Source organism: Variovorax sp. M-6 (assembly GCF_052114385.1).
GTDB lineage: Bacteria > Pseudomonadota > Gammaproteobacteria > Burkholderiales > Burkholderiaceae_C > Variovorax.
Window position 1 is genome coordinate 1 of sequence record NZ_JBFREQ010000035.1, and the last position, 21691, is coordinate 21691.

Annotated in this window: 18 protein-coding genes and 1 pseudogene; 2 read left to right on the plus strand and 17 right to left on the minus strand. The window is 66.8% G+C overall.

Features of this window, described 5'->3' with window-relative positions; genetic code table 11:
• Positions 1-142 (plus strand): annotated as a pseudogene (locus tag AB4Z46_RS28915) (IS30 family transposase); the annotation flags it as partial.
• 103 nt (positions 143-245) lie between these two features.
• On the opposite strand, the gene AB4Z46_RS28920 reads toward AB4Z46_RS28915, so the two are convergent.
• From AB4Z46_RS28920 to argA, 13 genes are all read right to left on the minus strand, one after another.
• Positions 246-734, minus strand: a complete 489-nt coding sequence (locus AB4Z46_RS28920; protein ID WP_442286999.1) for a GNAT family N-acetyltransferase — start codon at positions 732-734, stop codon at positions 246-248.
• Positions 735-819: 85 nt separating this feature from the next.
• Positions 820-1530 carry a hypothetical protein gene (locus AB4Z46_RS28925; protein WP_442287000.1) on the minus strand — a complete coding sequence of 237 codons (711 nt, stop codon included), beginning with the start codon at positions 1528-1530 and terminating at the stop codon, positions 820-822.
• Between the two features lie 349 nt (positions 1531-1879).
• Complete coding sequence (locus AB4Z46_RS28930) at positions 1880-3250, minus strand: hypothetical protein (RefSeq protein ID WP_442287001.1); 1371 nt, start codon at positions 3248-3250, stop codon at positions 1880-1882.
• Between the two features lie 698 nt (positions 3251-3948).
• Positions 3949-4797: a lipase family protein gene (locus tag AB4Z46_RS28935; RefSeq protein WP_442287002.1), complete on the minus strand. Its 849-nt coding sequence runs from the start codon at positions 4795-4797 to the stop codon at positions 3949-3951.
• A gap of 197 nt (positions 4798-4994) precedes the next feature.
• Positions 4995-5222: a hypothetical protein gene (locus tag AB4Z46_RS28940; protein WP_442287003.1), complete on the minus strand. Its 228-nt coding sequence runs from the start codon at positions 5220-5222 to the stop codon at positions 4995-4997.
• A 193-nt stretch (positions 5223-5415) separates the two neighbouring features.
• On the minus strand, positions 5416-5982 hold the full coding sequence (locus AB4Z46_RS28945) for a hypothetical protein (RefSeq protein ID WP_442287004.1): 567 nt from the start codon (positions 5980-5982) through the stop codon (positions 5416-5418).
• Positions 5983-5995: 13 nt separating this feature from the next.
• Complete coding sequence (locus AB4Z46_RS28950; RefSeq protein ID WP_442287005.1) at positions 5996-8020, minus strand: ATP-binding cassette domain-containing protein; 2025 nt, start codon at positions 8018-8020, stop codon at positions 5996-5998.
• A 27-nt stretch (positions 8021-8047) separates the two neighbouring features.
• Positions 8048-8911, minus strand: a complete 864-nt coding sequence (gene prmB, locus AB4Z46_RS28955) for a 50S ribosomal protein L3 N(5)-glutamine methyltransferase (protein WP_442287006.1) — start codon at positions 8909-8911, stop codon at positions 8048-8050.
• Complete coding sequence (dapE, locus tag AB4Z46_RS28960) at positions 8908-10080, minus strand: succinyl-diaminopimelate desuccinylase (RefSeq protein ID WP_442287007.1); 1173 nt, start codon at positions 10078-10080, stop codon at positions 8908-8910. Before dapE ends, prmB begins: the two co-directional genes overlap by 4 nt.
• A gap of 16 nt (positions 10081-10096) precedes the next feature.
• Positions 10097-11245: a PilT/PilU family type 4a pilus ATPase gene (locus AB4Z46_RS28965; RefSeq protein ID WP_442287008.1), complete on the minus strand. Its 1149-nt coding sequence runs from the start codon at positions 11243-11245 to the stop codon at positions 10097-10099.
• A 63-nt stretch (positions 11246-11308) separates the two neighbouring features.
• Positions 11309-12133 (minus strand): 2,3,4,5-tetrahydropyridine-2,6-dicarboxylate N-succinyltransferase, encoded by an 825-nt coding sequence (dapD, locus tag AB4Z46_RS28970; RefSeq protein ID WP_442287009.1) that lies wholly within the window; start codon positions 12131-12133, stop codon positions 11309-11311.
• An 8-nt stretch (positions 12134-12141) separates the two neighbouring features.
• The gene (gene dapC / locus AB4Z46_RS28975) at positions 12142-13341 is read right to left on the minus strand and encodes a succinyldiaminopimelate transaminase (protein ID WP_442287010.1); all 1200 of its coding nucleotides are present in this window, start codon (positions 13339-13341) and stop codon (positions 12142-12144) included.
• A 152-nt stretch (positions 13342-13493) separates the two neighbouring features.
• Positions 13494-14840 (minus strand): amino-acid N-acetyltransferase, encoded by a 1347-nt coding sequence (gene argA / locus AB4Z46_RS28980; RefSeq protein WP_442287011.1) that lies wholly within the window; start codon positions 14838-14840, stop codon positions 13494-13496.
• A 67-nt stretch (positions 14841-14907) separates the two neighbouring features.
• On the opposite strand from argA, the gene hrpA reads away from it, so the two are divergent.
• On the plus strand, positions 14908-18825 hold the full coding sequence (gene hrpA, locus AB4Z46_RS28985; protein WP_442287012.1) for an ATP-dependent RNA helicase HrpA: 3918 nt from the start codon (positions 14908-14910) through the stop codon (positions 18823-18825).
• 53 nt (positions 18826-18878) lie between these two features.
• On the opposite strand, the gene AB4Z46_RS28990 is transcribed toward hrpA, so the two are convergent.
• From AB4Z46_RS28990 to AB4Z46_RS29005, 4 genes are all read right to left on the minus strand, one after another.
• Positions 18879-19037 (minus strand): DUF3309 family protein, encoded by a 159-nt coding sequence (locus AB4Z46_RS28990; RefSeq protein ID WP_442287013.1) that lies wholly within the window; start codon positions 19035-19037, stop codon positions 18879-18881.
• 110 nt (positions 19038-19147) lie between these two features.
• Positions 19148-20314, minus strand: coding sequence for a pyridoxal phosphate-dependent aminotransferase (locus AB4Z46_RS28995; protein ID WP_442287014.1), 1167 nt, complete (start codon positions 20312-20314; stop codon positions 19148-19150).
• Positions 20311-21252 (minus strand): CysB family HTH-type transcriptional regulator, encoded by a 942-nt coding sequence (locus tag AB4Z46_RS29000; RefSeq protein WP_442287015.1) that lies wholly within the window; start codon positions 21250-21252, stop codon positions 20311-20313. Before AB4Z46_RS29000 ends, AB4Z46_RS28995 begins: the two co-directional genes overlap by 4 nt.
• A gap of 63 nt (positions 21253-21315) precedes the next feature.
• Positions 21316-21687 (minus strand): sirohydrochlorin chelatase, encoded by a 372-nt coding sequence (locus AB4Z46_RS29005; RefSeq protein ID WP_442287016.1) that lies wholly within the window; start codon positions 21685-21687, stop codon positions 21316-21318.
• Positions 21688-21691 lie beyond the last annotated feature (4 nt).

The following is a 21691-nucleotide window of genomic DNA, read 5'->3' on the forward strand; positions in this document are numbered from 1 at the left end:
GCCGAAGGGCATGGACATCTCAGGGTTCTCCCAGCTTCAACTCAATGCGATCGCTAGACAATTGAACGAGAGGCCGCGCAAGACGCTCGGCTTCCATACACCCGCTGAGATGTTCAGTGAATGTGTTGCATCGACCGGTTGAATCCGCAACCGACTGTAGTCGGCTAGCGAGGTCGCCGACCCTAGGGTGTTCGCGAACTAGACGGGCATGACGAATGACTGGTTGTAGCCGCTTGTTGCCGGAGCTATGTTGCGGTCGGGAGTTCATACCGCGCATACGAGGAACTCCCAATCTGAACGACACTGTGCAGGACGAAGCCGAAGCCCTCATAGAGGTTTCTCAGCCCTTGGCGGTCGGCGACGCAGTCGAGGCGAAGATGAGCTCGTCCGAGACGCCGAGCGCGACTCCGGGCATATGACAACAACTCCGTCGACACGCCTTTCTTCGCCCACGCTCGCCGGATGGCGAGCTTGTGAACATAGGCCGAGGTGCCCGGCAGGGCCTCGGGCCAGAAATGAGCGTCCTCCAGCTCGAACTTCATGACGCCGACCATGTGCTCACCTTCACGGGCGATGTGAAAGAGGCCTCCGCTTGTGTCCTGCAGAACGCGCTCGGGCCCAATCTCCGCTCCAGACCAAAGAGCGCGCCCGTTGGCAGCAAGCCACTGGGCGGCCTCCTGGAGGACGGAGGCAATCATTGGCGCATCAGAGGTTCGAGCTTCCTGGATGTTCATGGACGGACAAGGAAAACGAGGCCATTCATCGGGCGGCCGCGGCGGAGTTCTGGTTCTGGCCGACTGCTGAAATTCCAATCGCTGTTCATGGCCCACAGAGCCATGGGCGGGTGCAGTCCTTTATGCGTCTGTAAACCGACTTGCCGGGTATGGAGACGCCGCTATAGCGCAGTGCGCCGGTCGCCCCTTCTCGATTGAGCTGATCAAGCCAATCCAGATTGGACGCGGGCCGATCGACGACGTAGTACTCAAACGTCGCCTGCTGCGTCATGTCTTTTCGCCAGAACATGTGCCCGTAGCTGCTGAGAACCGGAATGTAGCCACGTGCCCCCTGTGCATTCAAGATGGCGAGCTGGCCGTCAGCGGTTGGTGCTGTGTACGGTACGTACTCGAAATTGCAGACAGCATGGGAGGCCTCGTTGCGCCTGAGCAGCGGCGTGTCAGGCAATGCCACTCCTCCGCCGCCGAAGACGCAATAGCCGTCGGGGCCGTTGACATTGAGTTGGGCGAGCAAGGCGTCCACTGGTGTCGGTGCCGAAGGGGCGCCGAGACTGATGGGTACGACGTCGTAGGTCACGGCAGCATCAGCAGTGGCTCTGCTGTAGAGGGACGGTTGATACAGGAACATTGATTCAAGCAAGAATCCTCGACCCCTTTCAAAGGCGTCGTCATTGCCCAGCTCGAACGTGTATGCGGTGCCCCGGCCCTTGATGAAAATCATCTCGAAGATCACGCCGTTGTAGCTATCCCCCCAGTAGCGATAGCCAGCAAGTTCCGGGGTGCGGAGAGCGGTCATTGCTTCGCTTGCCGCCGACGGCGCCATCACGTTGCCAGGTAGCGATTTGAACGTATAGCTCGTCGTTACTCCGGGCCCGGGAGGTGGGGGCGGTGGAGGGGGTGGGGGCGGTGGAGGAGCGGGCGGAGCTGGCGGAGCGGGTGGTGCAGGCGGTGCAGGAGGTGCAGGTGGCGCAGGCAGTTCGGCCGGTTGAAGTTGTGCTGATGGTGCAGGTTGTGCTGCCGCTGCCGGGGCAGGCGTCTCGGCCGCACTGGCTGACGGAGCCGCTGCAACACCAGCGACGGGCAGGCCCCCGCCGCCTCCACCTCCGCAAGCCGAAAGGCCGCCGAGCATCGCAACCAACGCACGGTTACGGCGCCAAACCGCTCAGCGCCTTGGGAATGGGCGCGATGATCAGATTCTTGTCACCCAGCAGCAGCAGATTGTTGCCATCCGGGGTGAGGCGCATTCTGGGCTGATAGCACGTTGCGGGATAGGCGGACGCCTGACATCCCGGCCAGTCGGGAATGGTGAAAGTCCCGACCAGGGGCAGGTTGAGTTGCGTGCCAGCCGCCGCGCTGGAATCGAAGACCTGAACAACCGGCGGCGACGCCGTACCGGGCTCAATGGCATAGCTCAGCACGTACGCACGGCGCCCATCGGGCGACAGTTGAGCGGCCCGGATTCCTTCATTCGGTTGAGGCACTGTGCCCACCGTGCCGAATGACCGGTCATATACCGTGTGGCCACCCATGAGGAAGCGATCTCCGTTGTCGCTCAGGCTCGTCAAGGAGTAGAAGAAGGTCAGCCCAATGGGATTCGTTCGAATCTTGCCGTCGGCCAAGTCCATGTAGAGCATCGGAGGCCTCGGCGAGATGGACGCCGATTGGGTAATCATCAACCGGGAGCCATCGCCCGACACCGCGAAGAACGGACCAGAGAAGCAGTTGGTGCAGGGAGGCGACGCGCCTCCAAAGGTTGAGGTGCGCAGATCGAAGAACCCCAACCCGTGCCAATCTAGACTCGTGCCCGTCGGCATCCAGAGCTTGCCATCTTTGGTAAAGGCGATGCCGACTTCCGAATAGGAGCCCACATTGGCGATGCCGGTGCCAGAGACAAAGCTGTTCTTCACCCTGAAACTCGCCAGGTCGATCAAGTTGACCTTGTTGCTGCTGTCTGTCGCAGCGAGCACGCTGGCATCGCTTGCCAGGGCAATGTCGTACAGGCCCGGGATGGATAGCGTCGAGCTTGTCCAGCCCGCGCCACTCCAACGAAATCGCGCGATGGCACTCAGACCGACCGATGCAAAGGTGGGATACGAGGCGTAGACATCGCCACGCACAGGGTCGTACACCATGGTGCGGGGCGTGCCGAAGGCGCTGGTGTCCAACTTTGCGTACGTCGTGGTCACAGTCAGCGTATAGCTGACCGGCCAGGGCGACCCCGCATAGTTCACCGCACAGGCTGCGGCAGGGCATGCTCGAAAGATCAGCGTGCCTTTGTAGACGTTGGGGGCCAATCCGGCTTTCGGCGTCACGACCATCCGCGCCGACATGCCGGTAATGGCAACCTGTACGTTCTCGATGTTGGGGTCGGGCTGCCCGGTGGGCGTGGTCACGTCCACGAAGAGCTTGGCGGACGCTTGACCTTGGGCGACTGCATTGACGACAACCCCGCTGGGCGCGGGTTTGCCCATCTCGTAGGCCATCGTCAGGGTGGCCGTGTCGAAGCTGATCTGCAAGCTGTTGTCTGCTGGCGCCTGCGTCGGGGTGCCGGGGGGCGTGGCCGTGGCCGGGGGCGCTGTGTCGGGTGCCACGCCCGCCGCGGGGAAGGCCGCGCTCCCTCCGCCACCGCCGCCTCCTCCGCCTCCTCCGCCTCCTCCGCCTCCGCCTCCGCATGCGCTCACCAGGAGTAGTGCGCCCAGCAGGGCGGCCGCGCATCCAAGTCTCAAGCTCTTCATGTAGCTCCTCGCACTCTTTGTGTTTGTAGTCCCGCCGTCCCTCACAGCAGGCTGGTTTCCGAACCGGCGCAAAGATACAGGGTGTTGCTTTATATTGCAACAAAAAGTATTCAGTTTGACGAAGGAGCGCAAATCAGAACGTGCGACTTGGGCCAGCCTGCAAGCGGGGAGCTTGGGTCTACGCCACCAAGGCCGATTTCTGTGAAGGCGGTCCGGGAAAAGCTCGCAAAACGCGGGATTCGGGGGGAGTTTCATGGCGTCCCAGCTTTGGCTCGGGACAGCCTTTCTCCTCGACGGGACGGTCTTTGACGAGCACCGGGAATCAATAGGGTGTGTTGGGCACCAGACTGTTAATCGACTTTTAATCCGATGGTCACTGGTTCGAATCCAGTACGTCCTACCACCTCAGCGTGTGGTCAAAGAAAAGCCTGCTATCAAATCGGTAGCAGGCTTTTTGCTTGATGGCGAGCATGGTTGCGTCAAAGAAAGGCGCGAACGTAGTTGATGGGCGAATGGTCCGACAGCGGCCTTGCAAAGACGCGGCGCACGTCCGGCTTGACGAGCGTGCGCCAGAGGTGATCCCCCTGGGCGTGCAGGCGATCGCTCGTCACGAAGTCGTCGGCAGCGCCTTCATGCGGCAACCCGTCGCGGTCGATGTAGAGGAGCGAGCCGGCATGGTGGTAGATCGGCAGTTCGGGCGGCAAGGTCGTCACGATGTCCGAGCAATTCACGATGCGCGTCATCGCGTGCACGGGCAGCGAGTCGACGAAATCGGCATCGCCGACCCGCGGCGATCCGATCGTGATGACGAAGGTCGGATCGACGAAACCGGCGAAGAGGGTGGCCAGTGCGGCGCCAAGGCTGTGGCCGCAAAGGAGCAATCGCTGTCGGCCGCTGGCCTGTTCGGTCAACCAGCGCCGCACCGGCTCCCTGAGCGCCGATGCGGCAGCCGCGAACCCTGCATGGACCCGTCCGGCGCCCCAGGGCGAGGGCAGGAAGCGCAGGTCGATCATCAGGTCTCGCGGATCGCCCGGCTCCGTCCCGCGAAACGCCACCATGGCGAGTCCATCGCCCGGGCGCTGTGCGCAGTACGCATAGCTTCCTGTGGCGGCGTCGGCGAAACAGGCGGGATCGGTGAAGCCGACCGTGTGCAGGGCGTCTGAAAGCCGCCTGCTTTCGCCTGCATTCGACTCGGCAGCGATGTAGGCCAGGCGCGCCGACTCGACGGCGAGCAAGCGCAGCGACGGCGCCTGGTCCGGCGTGAAGACCGTCGGCCGCCGCCCGGGGTGGATCAGGGCCTCCAGGCTTGCGTCGTACTCGATCGGCATCGCGTGTCTTTCCTACGCGTCGTCCGGCGAAGCATCCTCGGTGCCTCGAGGCACATCGAAGGGAACTGCACTGCTCATCGCGACCCTCCTTTTCCAGGAGAAACGAACCTCTGGCCGGCCCGGGACAGAAATGACTCAACGGCGCGTGCTGCCGGCAAAAAAGAAAGGCCGTGGGATACGGCCTTGTTCTTGAGCGACTATTCGGCTGCGTCGCCGTCCATCGTCGTCGGATGTCGACCGGCAATGGCCGAAACGACACCCACTGCGCTGGCCCGAAGCAACTCCTGTCGCAAGGCCGCTTCGAGCAGGCGGCGCGCCGTGTCCGGCCTGTCGTGGTCGTACTCTTCGTCCAACTCGCAGTGCAGGTAGTAGTCGACCCGGGCCATGAGCCGTTCGACTGAAGCTGCGAGGTCTGTATCGTTCATCTTCCGCTCCTCCGAACCCGTCGTGCGGATACGACCTTGGGTTAATCCCGATCTGCTCCTGAACTCCCGCAGAAGTCATCTGCGTGAATTTGATCATTATGTCCCCAGCGCGCGGAATGCTTCCTGCCGGTTGTCGTTCTCGGCCAACAGCCTGTCGTGTTGGACTAGTATTGAAGCCTTTGGTGCTAGTTTTCTAGCGCAATCGAAGGCGATTCCAGGCGCTGGCCAGCCTCGAGGGTGGGGCGGGCCGCGCCACGGCCTGCGGTGCTTCGGGTGGCGGCAGTTGATGTCGCACGCTGTGCGCCACCCGCACGCAATCCTTGATGTGCAGTTCGCCCAGGGAGCGCAGGGCCGCGTAGCTCAGCGTGGCGGAAACCACCTGGCCTGCGATGGGCACGAACTTGGCGGCCTGGCTGGCGGTCAGCTTGACCCCCGCATGGCGCGCCAGGGTGACCAGCAACTCGCGCGTGACCAGGCGCCCCACCAGCAGCGCGCCGACCGTCGCGGCCGCCTTACGGATGGTTTCGCGCTCGTTCGGCGCCATGCGCTCGACCTGGGTCACCGACAGGCCGAACTCGGTGCTGATCTGCGGCACCACGCGTGCCAGCAGGGCCGCGTCGGCGGCCCAGTCGAGGCCGGGCAGCGGCACCGCGCCGACCGCGGCAGCCATCAAGGCCTTGCGTCCGAGCAGGCGGCGACTGCGCCGAATGGCTGCAATCAGGTGCGGATCACCTTGAGCGAGGTCGATGGCGGAGGGCATGCCGCCTGCATTATCAGGCGGCGAGCGCCTCGAGCTGGTCAGACAGGGCCAGCCAGCGCTCTTCGAGTCGGGCGATCTCGTCGCCGAGCGTCTTCAGTCGCTTGCCGGCCTCGGCGATCTCCGGCGCCGGCAGCGGCTGCGCGAGGCGCTGCTCCAGTGCCGCCTTCTCGCTGCTCGCCGCGGCCAGGCGCTGGTCGATCTGGGCCAGTTCGCGCTTGAGCGGCTTGGCCTGATCGCTGCGCTGCTGGCGCTCCTGCGCATCCTGCTTGCGCTGGTTCTTGCCGGAGGATGCGAGCTCGGAGGCGGCGGCCTTCTCGACCTTCGCCGCCGGCGCAGCCGCCTCGACCTTGGGGGCCGCCGGCGCCGCATCGCGATGGGCCACCTTGGCTTCTTCGCGCAGGCGCTTGGCTTCGTCGAGAAGGTAGCGCTGGTAGTCGTCGAGGTCGCCATCGAAGTCGGTGATGACGCCGCGGCCGACCAGCCAGAATTCGTCGCAGACCGAGCGCAGCAGCGCGCGGTCGTGGCTCACCAGCATCAGCGTGCCTTCGAACTCGTTGAGCGCCACGGCCAGTGCCTCGCGGGTGGCGAGGTCCAGGTGGTTGGTGGGCTCGTCGAGCAGCAGCAGGTTGGGCCGCTGCCACACCATCATGGCCAGGACCAGTCGCGCTTTCTCGCCGCCGCTCATCGTGCCGACGGCCTGCTTGACCATGTCGCCGCTGAAATTGAAGCTGCCGAGGAAACCGCGCAGGTCCTGCTCGCCGGTGCGCTCCTTGGCGTTCGAGCCCAGCTCGCGCGCCATCCGCACCATGTGTTCGAGCGGGTTGTCCTGTGGCCGCAGCACGTCGAGTTCCTGCTGCGCGAAGTAGCCGATGTTGAGCCCCTTGCCCTCGGTCACGGTGCCCGCCAGCGCGCCCATCTCTCGTGCGATGGTCTTGACCAGCGTCGACTTGCCCTGGCCGTTGGCGCCCAGGATGCCGATGCGCTGGCCGGCCAGCACCGAGCGGTTGACGCCGCGCAGGATGGTCTTCGGCGCCTCGCCTTCGACCTGGTAGCCGAAGCTCGCGTCGCTGATCGACAGCATCGGATTGGGGATGTTGCCGGGCTCCTTGAATTCGAAAGTGAAGTCGGCCTCGGCCAGCAGCGGCGCGACCTTCTCCATGCGCTCGAGCGCCTTGACCCGGCTCTGCGCCTGCTTGGCCTTGCTGGCCTTGGCCTTGAAGCGGTCGATGAACTTCTGCAGGTGGGCGATCTTGTCCTGCTGCTTGGCGAAAGCCGACTGCTGCAGTTCCATCTGCTGCGCGCGCAGGGTCTCGAAGGCGCTGTAGTTGCCGCCGTAGCGCGTGAGCTTGGCCTTTTCGATATGCAGCGTGACGTCGGTCACGGCATCGAGGAACTCGCGGTCGTGGCTGATCACGATCATGGTGCCGGCGTACTTCTGCAGCCAGGCTTCGAGCCAGACCAGGGCGTCGAGGTCCAGGTGGTTGGTGGGTTCGTCGAGCAGCAGCAGGTCGCTCGGGCACATCAGCGCGCGGGCCAGCTGCAGCCGCATGCGCCAGCCGCCCGAGAAGCTGTTGACGGGCTGGTCCAGCTCATGGGCCTTGAAGCCCAGGCCCAGGATCAGCGACTGCGCGCGCGGCACGGCGTCGTGCTCGCCGGCGTCGGCCAGGTCGGTGTAGGCATGGGCCAGCGCCATGCCCATCTCGTGGTCGTCGGGGTCGGCCTCGTGGCCGGCCTCGGCCTGGGCCAGCAGCTCGCGCAGTTCGACCAGCCGGGTGTCGCCGCCGACCACGAAGTCGGTCGCCGGCTCGTCGGTCTCGGGCATGTTCTGCGCGACCTGGGCCATGCGCCATTGCCTGGGCAGCGAGAAGTCGCCGCCGTCTTCATGCAGCGTGCCGTTGAACAGGGCGAACAGAGTCGACTTGCCCGCGCCGTTGCGCCCGACCAGGCCGACCTTTTCGCCGGGGTTGATGGTGACGCTGGCGCCGTCGAGCAGCACTTTGGCGCTGCGGCGCAGGATGACATTCTTGAGATTGATCATTTCGGTGCCCGCCCGGTGGCGGGCATTTCAGAGAAGGGATTCGCGCGGGACCAGCAGGACCTGGTCTTCGCCCGCGCTGGTGGCGAGCCACACCACCTCGAGCTGCGGGAATGCAGCCTCGAAGTGCGCGCGCTCGTTGCCGATTTCGAGCACCAGCACGGCGGATTCGCTCATGCAGGCCGGTGCCTCGGCGAGGAGCCGGCGGATGAAGTCCATGCCGTCGGCGCCGCCGGCCAGCGCAAGCTCGGGCTCGGCGCGGTATTCGGCGGGAAGGGCGTCCATGCTCTTGGCATTGACGTAGGGTGGGTTGCAGAGGATCAGGTCGTAGGGGCCGCGCACGCTGGCGAGCCCGTCGGATTCGAGCAGCGTGATGCGCTCGTCGAGCTGGTGGCGGGTGACGTTGATGGCGGCCACTTCGAGCGCCGTGATCGACAGGTCGGCCGCGTCGACCGTGATGTCCGGGTAGGTCAGCGCCGCCAGCACTGCCAGGCTGCCATTGCCGGTGCACAGGTCGAGCACGCGGCGCGTGTGCTCGCCGAGCCAGGGGTCGATGCTGCCGTCGGCCAGCAATTCGGCGATGAAGCTGCGCGGCACGATGGCGCGCTCGTCGATGTAGAAGGGCACGCCCTGCAGCCACGCTTCCCGGGTCAGGTAGGCCGCCGGCTTGCGGGTTTCGATCCGCTGCGCGAACAGGTCGGCGATGCGGGCGGCGTCGGCGGGCGACACCGGCCGTTCGGCCACCGCATCGAGCTCGTCGAGCGGCAGGCCCAGGCGCCAAAGCACCAGCCAGACGGCTTCGTCGAAGGCGTTGTCGGTGCCGTGGCCGAAGGCCACGCCGGCATCGGCCAGCTGCTTCGCGCCGGCCTCGATGAGTTGCATGACGGTGGTCATGACAGCAGCGCTTCGAGCCGGTCCAGCGTGCGGCGGTAGATATTCTTGAGCGGCTCGATGTCGGCCACCGCGATGTGCTCGTCGATCTTGTGGATGCTCGCGTTGACCGGGCCCAGTTCGACCACCTGGCTGCAGATCTTGGCGATGAAGCGCGCGTCGCTGGTGCCGCCGCTGGTCGAGAGTTCGGTCTCGATGCCGGTCTCGTCGCGGATCGCCTGCTGCACCGCCTCGACCAGCTGCCCGGGCACCGTCAGGAAGGGCAGGCCGCCGACGGTCCAGGCGAGGGTATGGTCGAGGCCGTGGGCATCGAGCACCGCCTGCACGCGCTGCTGCAGCGACTCGGGCGTGGACCCGGTCGAGAAGCGGAAGTTGAAGTCGATCACCGCCGCGCCCGGAATCACGTTGCTGGCGCCGGTGCCCGCATGGATGTTGCTGATCTGCCAGCTGGTGGGCTGGAAGTGGTCGTTGCCGGCATCCCAGCCGCCCGCCGCGTTGATCGCGACCAGTTCGGCCAGTGCCGGCGCGAAGGCGTGCACCGGGTTCTTCGCCAGGTGCGGATAGGCGATGTGGCCCTGCACGCCCCGGACCGTGAGCTTGCCGCTCATGGTGCCGCGGCGGCCGTTCTTGATCATGTCGCCGCAGCGCTCGACCGAGGTCGGCTCGCCGACGATGCAGTAGTCGATCGCCTCGCCGCGTGCCGCCAGCGTGTTGCAGACCACCACCGTGCCGTCGACGCCGGGGCCTTCCTCGTCGCTGGTCAGCAGCAGGGCCAGCGTGAGGCGCGGATCGGGCGTCGCGGCGAGGAACTCCTCGATCGCGACCACGAAGGCCGCCAGCGAGGTCTTCATGTCGCAGGCGCCGCGGCCGTAGAGCCGGCCGCCGCGGTGCGTCGGCGTGAACGGGTGGCTGGTCCACTGCTCGAGCGGGCCGGTCGGCACGACGTCGGTGTGGCCCGCGAAGGCCATGGTCCTGGTCGGGCCGCCGGTGGCGCCGGCGCGCACCGCCCACAGGTTGGTGACGCGAAAGTCGGCCGGGCCGCTTTCGATGGTTTCGAGCCGGAAGCCGAGTCGCGCCAGGCGCTCGCCGAGGATCTGCTGGCAGCCTCCGTCGTCGGGGGTGACCGAGGGGCGGGAGATCAGTTGTTCGGCAAGCTGGAGCGTTCGGGACATCGACAGGGCAGGTGGGTCAGGGACGCACGTCGAGCGTGATGTCCGTGAAGGTGGGTTCCTCGAGCTGGTCGAGGAGGGAGCGATCTTCGCTGCGCGCGGGCGGCGCCTTGCGGTTCTGCAGGCGCCACATCAGGTTGGTCGGCGAATCGGCCTGGGACAGGCCTTCCTCGCGGGTGACCAGATTTTCGGTGATCAGCCGCGCGATGTCTTCCTCGAAGGTCTGGGAACCTTCGGCCATCGATTGTTCCATGGCTTCCTTGACAGCCGAGAAGTCGCCCTTGCCGATCAGTTCGGACACCAGGGCGGTGTTCAGCAGCACTTCGAGCGCCGGCACGCGGGCGCCGCTGGGCGTGCGCAGCAGGCGCTGGGCCACGATGGCGCGCAGGGCGCCGCTGAGGTCGCCCAGCAGCGTGGCGCGCACTTCCACCGGGTAGAAGCTCAGGATGCGGTTCAGCGCCCGGTAGCTGTTGTTGGCGTGCAGCGTGGCGACGCAGAGGTGGCCGGACTGCGCGTAGGCGATCGCGGCGGTCATGGTCTCGCGGTCGCGGATCTCGCCGATCTGGATCACGTCGGGCGCCTGGCGCAAGGCGTTCTTGAGCGCGATCTGCAGCGACTGGGTGTCGCTGCCGACGTCGCGCTGGTTCACCATCGACTTCTTGTTGGTGAAGGTGAATTCGATCGGCTCCTCGACCGTGAGGATGTGGCCGGTGGCGTTCTCGTTGCGGTAGTCGAGCATCGAGGCCAGCGTGGTGCTCTTGCCGGCGCCGGTGGAGCCGACCATCAGGATCAGGCCGCGCTTCTCCATCACCAGCGTCTTGAGGATCTCGGGCAGGTTGAGCTCCTCGAAGGACGGGATGGTGGACGCGATGTGCCGCACCACCACCGCATAGCTGCCGCGCTGGCGCATGGCGCTGATGCGGAAGTTGCCCGAACCCTCGAGCGCGATCGCCATGTTGAGTTCGCCGGTGCGTTCGAGCTCGGCGATGCGGCTCTCGTGCACCACTTCGCCGAGCAGGCTCAGCGGCGCCTCGGACGGCAGCACCTGGGCGTTGATCGGCATGCAGTTGCCGTTGATCCGGATCAGCGCCGGGGAGTTGGCCGAAAGATAGATGTCCGAAGCCTTGCGTTCGGCCATCAGACGAAGAATTCGCTCCATCGTGTTCATCGGCTCATCTCCTCGGTGTTGTTGTGGAACTCGGCGGGCCGCCCCTCGGGCGGCCGGCGTTCTTCAGTCGCGCAGCAGTTCGTTCAGGGAGGTCGTCGAGCGCGTCTTGGCATCGACCTTCTTCATGATGATCGCGGCGTAGGTGTTGTACTTGCCGCCCGGCTTGGGCAATGTGCCCGCCACGACCACCGAGCCGGCCGGCACGCGGCCGAAGCTGACGGTGTCGGTGGCGCGGTCGTAGATCGGCGTGCTCTGGCCGATGAACACCCCCATCGACAGCACCGAGTTCTCTTCGACGATCACGCCCTCGACCACCTCGGAGCGGGCGCCGATGAAGCAGTTGTCCTCGATGATGGTCGGGCCGGCCTGCAGCGGTTCGAGCACGCCGCCGATGCCGACGCCGCCCGACAGGTGCACGTTGGCGCCGATCTGGGCGCAGGAGCCGACGGTGGCCCAGGTGTCGACCATGGTGCCTTCGCCGACATAGGCGCCGATGTTGACGTAGGAGGGCATCAGGATCGCGCCCTTTGCGATGTAGCTGCCGCGGCGGGCCACGGCCGGCGGCACGATGCGCACGCCGGCCTCCTTGAGCTCGGCGGCCGACAGGTGCGAGAACTTGGTCGGAACCTTGTCGTAGAAGCCCAGCGCGCCGGCCTGGATCTGCTCGTTGTCCTTGAGGCGGAACGACAGCAGCACGGCCTTCTTGATCCACTGGTGCACGGTCCATTGGCCCACGCTCTCGCGGGTGGCGACGCGAAGCTTGCCGTTGTTGAGCTCGGCGATCACGTGATCGACGGCGTCGCGGACTTCCTTGGGCGCGCTGGTGGCCGAGATGTTGGCGCGGTCTTCCCACGCGGCGTCGATGGTCTGCTGGAGTTGTTGGGTCATGGAAAAGCTCAGTTCTGGATGAAGTTCACGATGCGGTGCGCGGCCTCGGTGCATTCGGCGGTGTCCGCCACCAGTGCCATGCGGATGCGGCCGCGGCCCGGATTGGCGCCGGCCACGTCGCGGGCGAGATAGCTGCCGGGCAGCACCGTCACATTGTATTGAGCGTAGAGAGCCCGGGCGAAGCCGGGGTCGTCGCCTTGCCACTTGGGCGGCACGCCGGCCCAGAGGTAGAAGCTGGCGTCGGGCAGGCGGACGTCGAGCACCGGCTCGAGCAGCGGCGTCACGGCGGCGAACTTGGCGCGGTACTGGGCGCGGTTGTCGACCACGTGGAGTTCGTCGTCCCAGGCCGCGATGCTGGCCGCGGCCACGGTGCCGCTCATCGCGCTGCCGTGGTAGGTGCGGTAGAGCAGGAAGGACTTGACGATCGAGGCGTCGCCGGCCACGAAGCCGCTGCGCAGGCCCGGCACATTGCTGCGCTTGGACAGGGAGGTGAGGGCGATCAGGTTGCGGAAATCGCTGCGGCCGAGCTTGGCGGCCGCCTCCAGCCCGCCCAGCGGCGGCTCGTCACGGAAGTAGATCTCGCTGTAGCACTCGTCGGCGGCGATCACGAAGCCATGCGTGTCCGACAGCGCGAAGAGCTTTTCCCATTCGGCCAACGGCATCACGGCGCCGGTCGGGTTGCCGGGCGAACAGACGAAGACCAGCTGGGTCCGCGCCCAGACCTCGGCCGGCACGCTGTCCCAGTCGACGGCGAAGTTGCGCTCGGGCACGCTGGGCACGTAGTACGGCTCGGCGCCCGCGAGCAGGGCGGCGCCTTCGTAGATTTGATAGAACGGATTGGGCGACAGCACCACCGGCGCCGGCGACTTCCCGGCATCGACCACGGTCTGCGCCAGCGCGAACAGCGCCTCGCGCGAGCCGTTGACGGGCAGCACCTGGGTGGCGGGGTCGAGCGCCAGGCCGTAGCGCCGCTGCAGCCAGCCGGTGAAGGACTGGCGCAGCGCGAGGTCGCCGGCGGTGGCCGGGTAGGTGGACAGCGCCCCCATGCCGGCGGCCAGCGCGTCCCTGATGAAGGCCGGCGTCGGATGCTTGGGCTCGCCGATGCCGAGGCTGATCGGCGTGAATTCAGGGTTCGGGGTGACGCCTGCGAACAGTTGTCGCAACCGCTCGAAGGGGTAAGGCTGCAGTTTGGCGAGCAGGGGGTTCATGGGCCCGAATTATCGGGGAGCGCGGGCAACGCGGTTATGAAACCGGCGCACCCCGTTCGGGAAACACCGCGGAACCGGCTCTGCCGGGCCGCTGGTGTTGCCCCCGGCAGGGGGTGGGCGGCTACACGAAGTGAGCCAACCTGGGGGCGAGCTCAAAGCTTCTTGACCAGCACCTGGCTCTTGCGGTCCCAGTTGTACTTGCGCTTGCGCGCCTCGGGCAGCCAGTCGGGGTTGACCTGCTGGAAACCGCGCTTCAGGAACCAGTGCATGGTGCGGGTGGTCAGCACGAAGATGCTGTCCAGCCCCGACGCCTTGGCGCGCTGCTCGACGCGCTTGAGGATGCGCTCGCCGTCGCCCTGGGCCTGGGATTGCGGCGACACGGTCAGCGCGGCCATCTCGGCGGTTTTCCCCTCGGGGTAGGGGTAGAGCGCCGCGCAGCCGAAGATCACGCCGTCGTGCTCGATCACGGTGTACTGGTCGATGTCGCGCTCGATCTCGGTGCGGCTGCGCTTGACCAGCGTGCCGTCGCGCTCGAAGGGCTCGATCAGCTGCAGGATGCCGCCGATGTCGTCGGCGGTCGCTTCGCGCAGCGATTCGAGCTTTTCGTCGATCACCATCGTGCCGATGCCGTCGTGCACGTAGACCTCGAGCAACAGCGAACCGTCGACCGAGAAGGGCAGGATGTGGTTGCGCTCGATGCCGGCCTCGCAGGCCTTCACGCAGTGCTGCAGGTAGAAAGCGGTGTCGGTCGGCCGCTGCGGCGGCGGCAGGGAGCCGAGCAGCTTGCGGGCAGCGTCGAGCGGCAACTCGGTGTCTATGGGGTTGTCTTCGCCGATCGGCAGGCTCGGGTCCTGCGCGATGCCGGGCACCTCGGTCAGGAAGATCAGCTTGTCGGCCTGGATCGAGATCGCCACGCTGGTCGCGACCTCTTCCATCGTGAGGTTGAAGGCCTCGCCGGTGGGCGAGAAGCCGAACGGCGACATCAGCACCATCGAGCCGAAGTCCAGCGCCCGGCGGATGCCGGCCGCATCGACCTTGCGCACCAGCCCCGAATGCTGGAAATCGACGCCGTCGACCACCCCGACCGGCCGGGCGGTGATGAAGTTGCCCGAGATCACGCGGATCGTGGAGCCGGCCATCGGCGTGTTCGGCAGGCCCTGGCTGAAGGCGGCCTCGATCTCGTAGCGCAGCTGGCCGGCGGCTTCCTGTGCGCAATCGAGGGCCACGCCGTCGGTGATGCGAATGCCGTGCGAGTACCTGGCCTCGTGGCCCTTGGCGCGCAGCTGCTCGTTGACCTGCGGCCTGAAGCCGTGCACCAGCACCACCTTGACGCCCATGCTCTGGATCAGCGCCAGGTCCTGCGCGATGTTCGCGAGCTTGCCTGCGGCGATCGCCTCCCCGGCCATCGCGACCACGAAGGTCTTGCCGCGGTGCATGTGGATATAGGGCGCGACCGAGCGGAACCAGGGCACGAAGGTGAAGTTGAAGACGGTGGACATTGGCGGGGTGTGGGAGGCGGGAGCGCCGGGCGCAAGATAATCGGCGATTTTCCCCGAACTGCCCGCCTTGTCCTCGTCCCCTCTTCGAATCGAGTTCCCCGAATCCCTGCCAGTGTCGGCCCGGCGCGACGAAATCCGGGCCGCCATCGAGGCCAACCAGGTCGTGATCGTCTGCGGCGAGACCGGTTCGGGCAAGACCACCCAGTTGCCCAAGATCGTGCTGGAGCTCGGGCGCGGCAAGCTCAACGCGCCGCCCGGCAAGGGTCGGCTGATCGGCCATACCCAGCCGCGCCGCATCGCCGCGACCTCGGTCGCCAAGCGCATCGCGGAGGAACTGAAGACCCCGCTGGGCGACGTGGTCGGCTACAAGGTCCGCTTCCAGGACCGCTTGTCGCGCGACGCCTCGGTCAAGCTGATGACCGACGGCATCCTGCTGGCGGAAACGCAGACCGATCCGCTGCTCAAGGCCTACGACACGATCATCATCGACGAGGCCCACGAGCGCTCGCTGAACATCGACTTCCTGCTGGGCTACCTGCGCGAGATCCTGCCGCGCCGGCCGGACCTCAAGGTGATCGTGACCTCGGCCACCATCGATGCCGATCGCTTTGCGCAGCATTTCGCTTCGGCGAAGGGCCCTGCGCCCACGATCATGGTGTCGGGACGCACCTTTCCGGTCGAGCAGCGCTACCGTCCCTTCGAGGAGTCGCGCGACCACGACCTCAACGACGCCATCGCCGAGGGCGTGGACGAGCTCTGGCGCGACCCGCACAACGCCGGCGACATCCTGATCTTCCTGCCCGGCGAGCGCGAGATCCGCGAAGCCGCCGACCACCTGCGCAAGCACCTGAGCCACCAGCCGCTGATGCGCAGCGCCGAGGTGCTGCCGCTGTTCGCCCGGCTGTCGCAGGCCGAGCAGGAGCGCATCTTCGACAATCACAGCGGCCGGCGCATCGTGCTGGCCACCAACGTGGCCGAAACTTCGCTCACCGTGCCGGGGATCCGCTACGTGATCGATGCCGGCACCGCACGGGTCAAGCGCTACAGCTTCCGCAGCAAGGTCGAGCAGTTGCTGGTCGAGCCGATCAGCCAGGCGGCGGCCAACCAGCGCGCCGGCYGCTGCGGCCGGGTCGCCAACGGCATCTGCATCCGGCTCTACGACGAGAAGGATTTCGAGGGCCGGCCGCGCTTCACCGATCCGGAAATCCTGCGTTCCTCGCTGGCGGGCGTGATCCTGCGGATGAAATCGCTGCACCTGGGCGACGTCGAGCGCTTCCCCTTCCTCGAGGCGCCGCAGCGGCGCGCGATCGCGGACGGCTACCAGCTGCTCAACGAGCTCGGCGCGGTCGACGATGCCAACGAACTCACGCCGATGGGCGCCGAACTGGCCCGGCTGCCGCTCGACCCGCGCGTCGGCCGAATGATCCTCGAGGCCCGCAGCCGCGGCGCGCTCGAGGAAGTGCTGGTGATCGCCAGCGCGCTGTCGGTGCAGGACGTGCGCGACCGGCCGATGGAGATGCAGCAGCAGGCCGACCAGGCGCATTCGAAGTTCGACGACGAGAAGAGCGAGTTCAGCGGCTACCTGCGGTTGTGGAAGTGGATCCAGGACGCGCGTGGCGGCCATGGCGCCGCGCCGCGCGGTCGCGCGGCGCCTTCTGGCGCATCACCCGCGATGGGGGCCGAAGGCCCTCATCACAAGCTTTCGAACCGTCAGTACGAGCAATTGCTCCGGCAGAACTTCATCAACATCCGCCGCGTGCGCGAGTGGCGCGACATCCATTCCCAGCTGCTGACGGTGGTCACCGAGCACAAGTGGCGCATCAACACCCAGCCGGCCGGCTACGAGCCCTTGCACCTGTCGATGCTGTCGGGCCTGCTCGGCAACGTCGGCTGGAAGCTGGAGGACGACGAGGCCTACCTGGGCGCGCGCGGCATCAAGTTCTACCGCCACCCGGGTGCCCACCTCAAGAAGAAGCCGGGCCGCTGGATCGTCGTTGCCGAACTGGTCGAGACCACGCGGCTCTTCGGCCGCGGCATCGCCAACATCGAGCCGCAGTGGCTCGAGCAGGTGGCCGGCCATCTGCTGAAGAAGCAGCTGCTCGACCCGCACTGGGAGAAGAAGGGCGCCCAGGTCGCGGCGCTGGAGCGCGCCACGCTGTACGGGCTGGTGGTGTACAGCGGTCGCCGGGTCGACTTCAGCAAGGTCGATCCGGTCGCGGCGCGCGAGATCTTCATCCGCGAGGCGCTGGTCGGCGGGCAGTGGGAGAGCAAGCTGCCCTTTCTTGCCGCCAACCGCAAGCTGGTGCGCGAGGTCGAAGGGCTGGAGCACAAGTCGCGCCGGCAGGACGTGCTGGTCGACGACGAACTGATCTACGCCTTCTATGACGCCCAGCTGCCGCCCGACGTGTCGAGCGGGATCACCTTCGAGAACTGGTATCGCGGCCAGTCCAGGGAGCARCCGCGGCTCCTGTACCTGACGCGCGACGAGCTGATGCGGCACCAGGCGGCCGGCATCACGACCCAGTCGTTTCCGCCGACCCTGCGGCTGGGCGGCGTGGACTGCGCCGCGACCTATCTGCACGAGCCGGGCGACGCCAAGGACGGACTCACGGTCAGTGTGCCGCTGTTCGTGCTGAACCAGGTCAGCGAGGAGCGCTGCGAGTGGCTGGTCACGGGCATGCTGAAGGACAAGATCCAGGCCCTGCTGAAGAGCCTGCCGCAGAAGCCGCGCGCCCGCCTGGTGCCGCTGCCCGAATCGGCAGCCCGCTTCACCGAAATGCTCTCGGCGCCCGAGGCGTTCGGCAACGGCTCGCTGACCGACGCGCTGCTGAAGCGGGTGCGCGACCAGACCAGTCTCGACGTCAAGCGCGCCGACTTCAAGCTCGACATGCTGGCGCCGCACCTGTTCATGAACCTGCGCGTGGTCGACGAGCACGGGCGCCAGCTCGGCATGGGGCGCAGCCTGGGCGCGCTGAAGGCGGAACTCGGCGCGCAGGCCCGAGGTGCCTTCCAGGCGCTGGCGGGACTCAACGTCAAGGCATCGGCCGGGCCCGCATCCGCCGCACCGGCGGATGGCCGCCCAGCGAGCGCCGCCAAGCCCGCCTTGCCCGAGCCGGCAGCGCCTTCGCTGCCCGCGGGCCAGCGCTACACGGGCTGGACTTTCGGCGAGTTGCCGGAGCTGATGGAAGTGCGGCGCGGCGCGCAGTCGCTGATCGGATTTCCGGCGCTGGTCGACGGCGCCGATGCGGTGACCATCGAGGTCTTCGACGAGCCTGCCGTTGCCGCGGCGAAACACCGGGCGGGCCTCCGGCGGCTCTTCGCGCTGCAGCTCAAGGATGCCCTGAAGTACCTGGAGAAGAACATTCCCGACCTGCAGAAGATGGCCGTCGCCTACATGCCGCTCGGCACCGCCGAGGAATTGCGGGGCCAGATCATCGAGGTGGCGATCGATCGGGCCTTCCTGCAGGAACCGCTGCCGACCGACGAGTTCGCCTTCAAGCGCCGTCTCGAGGAGGGCCGCGGCCGGCTCACGCTGATCGCCAACGAGATCGCGCGGCTGGCGGGTGTGATCCTGGTCGACTACGGGCTGGCGCTGCGCAAGATCAAGGACACCAGGGTCCAGCCCGAGGCCACCGCCGACGCCGCCCAGCAGCTGCAGCGACTGATGGGCAAGCGCTTCGTCGCCGACACGCCCTGGCCGAGGCTGCAGCACTACGCGCGCTACCTGAAGGCCATCACCCTGAGGCTGGACAAGCTGCGCGCCGATCCGGCGCGCGACGCGCAGCGGCTGGCGGAACTGCGGCCCCAGGAACAGCGCTACTGGCGCCTGCTGGCCGAGCGCAAGGGCGCGGCCGACGAGCGCATGAGCGAGTTCCGCTGGCTGCTGGAGGAACTGCGCGTCAGCTTCTTCGCCCAGGAGCTGCGCACGCCGCAGCCGGTCAGCGTCAAGCGGCTGGACAAGCTATGGGCGCAACTGGGGCATTGAGCGCCAGGCACGAAAGAGCCCGCCGAAGCGGGCTCTTTTTCGGGTGCCCGGGGCTATATCCGTCCCATGAGCACCAGCACGATGACCACCAGCAGGACCAGGCCCAGGCCGCCGCTTGGCCCGTAGCCCCAGCTGCGGCTGTAGCCCCAGCTCGGCAGCGCGCCCACCAGCAGCAGGATCAGGATGATCAGCAGAATCAATGAGAGCGACATGGACGTCTCCTACGACGGGATGTTGGGAAGTCCAGATGGTCTGCCCGCCGCGTGGCGCGGCGCGCGGGAAGGGGCCCCCTCCCGCGGTCAGGACTCTCCTACCGTTCGTGTCAGAGCCGCGCCAGCCGCTCGATCGCCGTGCGCAGGGTTTCGTCCTTCTTGGCGAAGCAGAAGCGCACCACGCGCTGGTCGAAGCCGTCGCCGTAGAAGGCCGCGAGCGGGATCGCCGCGACGCCGATCTCGCTCGTGAGCCACTGGCAGAAGTCCGTTTCGCCCAGGTCGCTGACCGCGCTGATGTCCACGCACTGGAAATAGGTGCCGCCGCTGGGCAGCAGCTTGAAGCGGGTCTTCGCCAGCCCTTCGGCGAACAGGTCGCGCTTGCGCTGGTAGAAGGCCGGCAGCTCCAGGTAGGGAGCCGGATCGGCCATGTAGCGGGCCAGCGCGTGCTGCATCGGCGTGTTGACCGTGAAGACGTTGAACTGGTGCACCTTGCGGAATTCGGCGCTCAGCGCGGCCGGCGCCGCCACGTAGCCGACCTTCCAGCCGGTCACGTGGTAGGTCTTGCCGAAGCTGCTGACGATGAAGCTGCGCGCCGCCAGGCCCGGAAAGCGGGCCGCGCTCTCGTGCCGGGCGCCGGTGTAGACCATGTGCTCATAGACCTCGTCGCTGATCACCAGCACGTCGGTGGGCGCGAGCAGGTCTTCGAGCTGGCGCATCTCGGCCTCGGTCCAGACGGTGGCGCTCGGGTTGTGCGGCGTGTTGACGATGATCGCGCGCGTGCGGGGCGACAACGCCGCGGCGATCTTCCCGAAGTCGGGCCGGAAGCTGCCGGGCGTGAGCGGCACGCGAACGACGGTGCCGCCGGCCAGGTCGATGTTCGGCACGTAGCTGTCGTAGCAGGGCTCCAGCACGATCACCTCGTCGCCCGGGCGCACCACTGCGAGGATCGCCGTGATGATGGCCTGGGTCGCGCCGGCCGTGACCGTGATCTCGCTTTGCGGGTCGTAGCGGTGGCCGTACAGCGTCTCGATCTTGTCCGCGATCGCTTCGCGCAGCGGCAGGATGCCGGGCATCGGCGGGTACTGGTTGTGGCCTGCCGCCATGGCCTCGGTCACGGCCTGCAGCAACTTGGGGTCGCAGTTGAAATCCGGGAAGCCCTGGCCGAGGTTGACCGCGTTCTTCTCGGCGGCCAGCGCCGACATGACGGTGAAGATCGTGGTGCCCACCGCGGGCAGCTTGGTGTGTACCTCGGGGGTGCGGGCGATCGCTTTGCTCACAGTTCGTAGTCCTGCTGGTGACCGCTCAAGGCCTTGGCGATCAGGTTGCGGTCGAGCCGGTCGGAGAGCAGCTCGGCGAATTTGAAGACGAAGTTGCGCAGGTAGGCGCTGCGCTTGAAGGCCACGCGCGCAATGTTGACGCCGAAGATGTGGCCCATCGGGCGCACCACGAGGTCGGCGTTGGAGTCGTCGCGTACCGCCATCTCGGCGACGATGCCGACGCCGAGGCCGAGCCGCACGTAGGTCTTGATGACGTCCGAGTCGATCGCCTCGAGCGCGATGCGCGGCGTCAGCTTCTTCTGCGCGAAGGCATGGTCGATGCGCGTGCGCCCCGTGAACGACGGGTGGTAGGTGATGATCGGCTCGGAAGCCAGGTCCTCGAGCGAAATGCGCTCCTTGTCCGCCAGCGGGTGGCCCTGCGGCAGCACCAGCACGTGCTGCCACTCGTAGCAGGGCATGGTCACGAGCTCGGCGTAGTCGGCCAGCGATTCGGTGGCGATGCCGATCTCGGCGATCTCGTCGATCACCATCCGCGCCACCTGGTCGGGCGAGCCCTGGTGCAGGCTCACGTTGACCTTCGGGTAGGCTTCGCGCAGCTTCGCCACCGGCACCGGCAGCACATAGCGCGCCTGGGTGTGGGTGGTGGCGATCGAGAGGGTCCCGCTGTCCTGGGCGCTGAACTGCTCGCCGATGCGCTTGAGGTTGCCCACTTCGCGCATGATGAGTTCGATGCTCGCCAGCACGTGCTGGCCGGGTTCGGTGACGCGCTTCAGGCGCTTTCCGTGGCGGGCGAAGATCTCGACGCCGAGCTCTTCCTCGAGTTCGATGATCGCCTTCGACACGCCCGGCTGCGAGGTGTGAAGCGCCTTGGCAGCTTCGGTCAGGTTCAGGTTGCGCCGCACGGCTTCCTGAACAAACTTGAACTGATGAAGATTCATAACAGATTCCGTATTATTTTCGGATTCATTATGCCTTCTCAGTCTATGAAAATCGCCACAAGTTCAGGATTCGAGCGCCTTTTGCGCCAGCAGCGCGATGACCTCGGGGTCTTCGCCCACGGCCGGGCGCAGCGAGAACTCGACCTCCGGCCGAAGGGCTCGGAGTTCGTCGACCAGCCGCGGCAGGTCTTCGCGCACATGCCGCCCCATGCCCAGGAAGAGCGGCACCACCCGGATGGTCCGGGCACCCGCGGCGATCAGTGCCAGTGCCGCCGTGCGCAGGTCGGGGGCGACCAGTTCGAGGTAGGCGCACGCGACCCGGGCCGTGGGATCGAGCGCCGCGACCTGCCGTGCCACGGCCTCGACCGGTGCGCGCCAGCGTTCGTCACGCGAACCGTGAGCGAAAAGCACGATGCCCAAAGGTGCTGCCCGCATCGCG

Bases quoted from the DNA above. Each gene is read 5' to 3' on its own strand.
- AB4Z46_RS28920 (WP_442286999.1), bottom strand. From the start codon at position 734: ATGAACATCCAGGAAGCTCGAACCTCTGATGCGCCAATGATTGCCTCC.
- AB4Z46_RS28925 (WP_442287000.1), bottom strand. From the start codon at position 1,530: ATGACCGCTCTCCGCACCCCGGAACTTGCTGGCTATCGCTACTGGGGG.
- AB4Z46_RS28935 (WP_442287002.1), bottom strand. From the start codon at position 4,797: ATGCCGATCGAGTACGACGCAAGCCTGGAGGCCCTGATCCACCCCGGG.
- AB4Z46_RS28940 (WP_442287003.1), bottom strand. From the start codon at position 5,222: ATGAACGATACAGACCTCGCAGCTTCAGTCGAACGGCTCATGGCCCGG.
- AB4Z46_RS28945 (WP_442287004.1), bottom strand. From the start codon at position 5,982: ATGCCCTCCGCCATCGACCTCGCTCAAGGTGATCCGCACCTGATTGCA.
- AB4Z46_RS28950 (WP_442287005.1), bottom strand. From the start codon at position 8,020: ATGATCAATCTCAAGAATGTCATCCTGCGCCGCAGCGCCAAAGTGCTG.
- prmB (WP_442287006.1), bottom strand. From the start codon at position 8,911: ATGACCACCGTCATGCAACTCATCGAGGCCGGCGCGAAGCAGCTGGCC.
- dapE (WP_442287007.1), bottom strand. From the start codon at position 10,080: ATGTCCCGAACGCTCCAGCTTGCCGAACAACTGATCTCCCGCCCCTCG.
- AB4Z46_RS28965 (WP_442287008.1), bottom strand. From the start codon at position 11,245: ATGAACACGATGGAGCGAATTCTTCGTCTGATGGCCGAACGCAAGGCT.
- dapD (WP_442287009.1), bottom strand. From the start codon at position 12,133: ATGACCCAACAACTCCAGCAGACCATCGACGCCGCGTGGGAAGACCGC.
- dapC (WP_442287010.1), bottom strand. From the start codon at position 13,341: ATGAACCCCCTGCTCGCCAAACTGCAGCCTTACCCCTTCGAGCGGTTG.
- argA (WP_442287011.1), bottom strand. From the start codon at position 14,840: ATGTCCACCGTCTTCAACTTCACCTTCGTGCCCTGGTTCCGCTCGGTC.
- AB4Z46_RS28990 (WP_442287013.1), bottom strand. From the start codon at position 19,037: ATGTCGCTCTCATTGATTCTGCTGATCATCCTGATCCTGCTGCTGGTG.
- AB4Z46_RS29000 (WP_442287015.1), bottom strand. From the start codon at position 21,252: ATGAATCTTCATCAGTTCAAGTTTGTTCAGGAAGCCGTGCGGCGCAAC.
- AB4Z46_RS29005 (WP_442287016.1), bottom strand. From the start codon at position 21,687: ATGCGGGCAGCACCTTTGGGCATCGTGCTTTTCGCTCACGGTTCGCGT.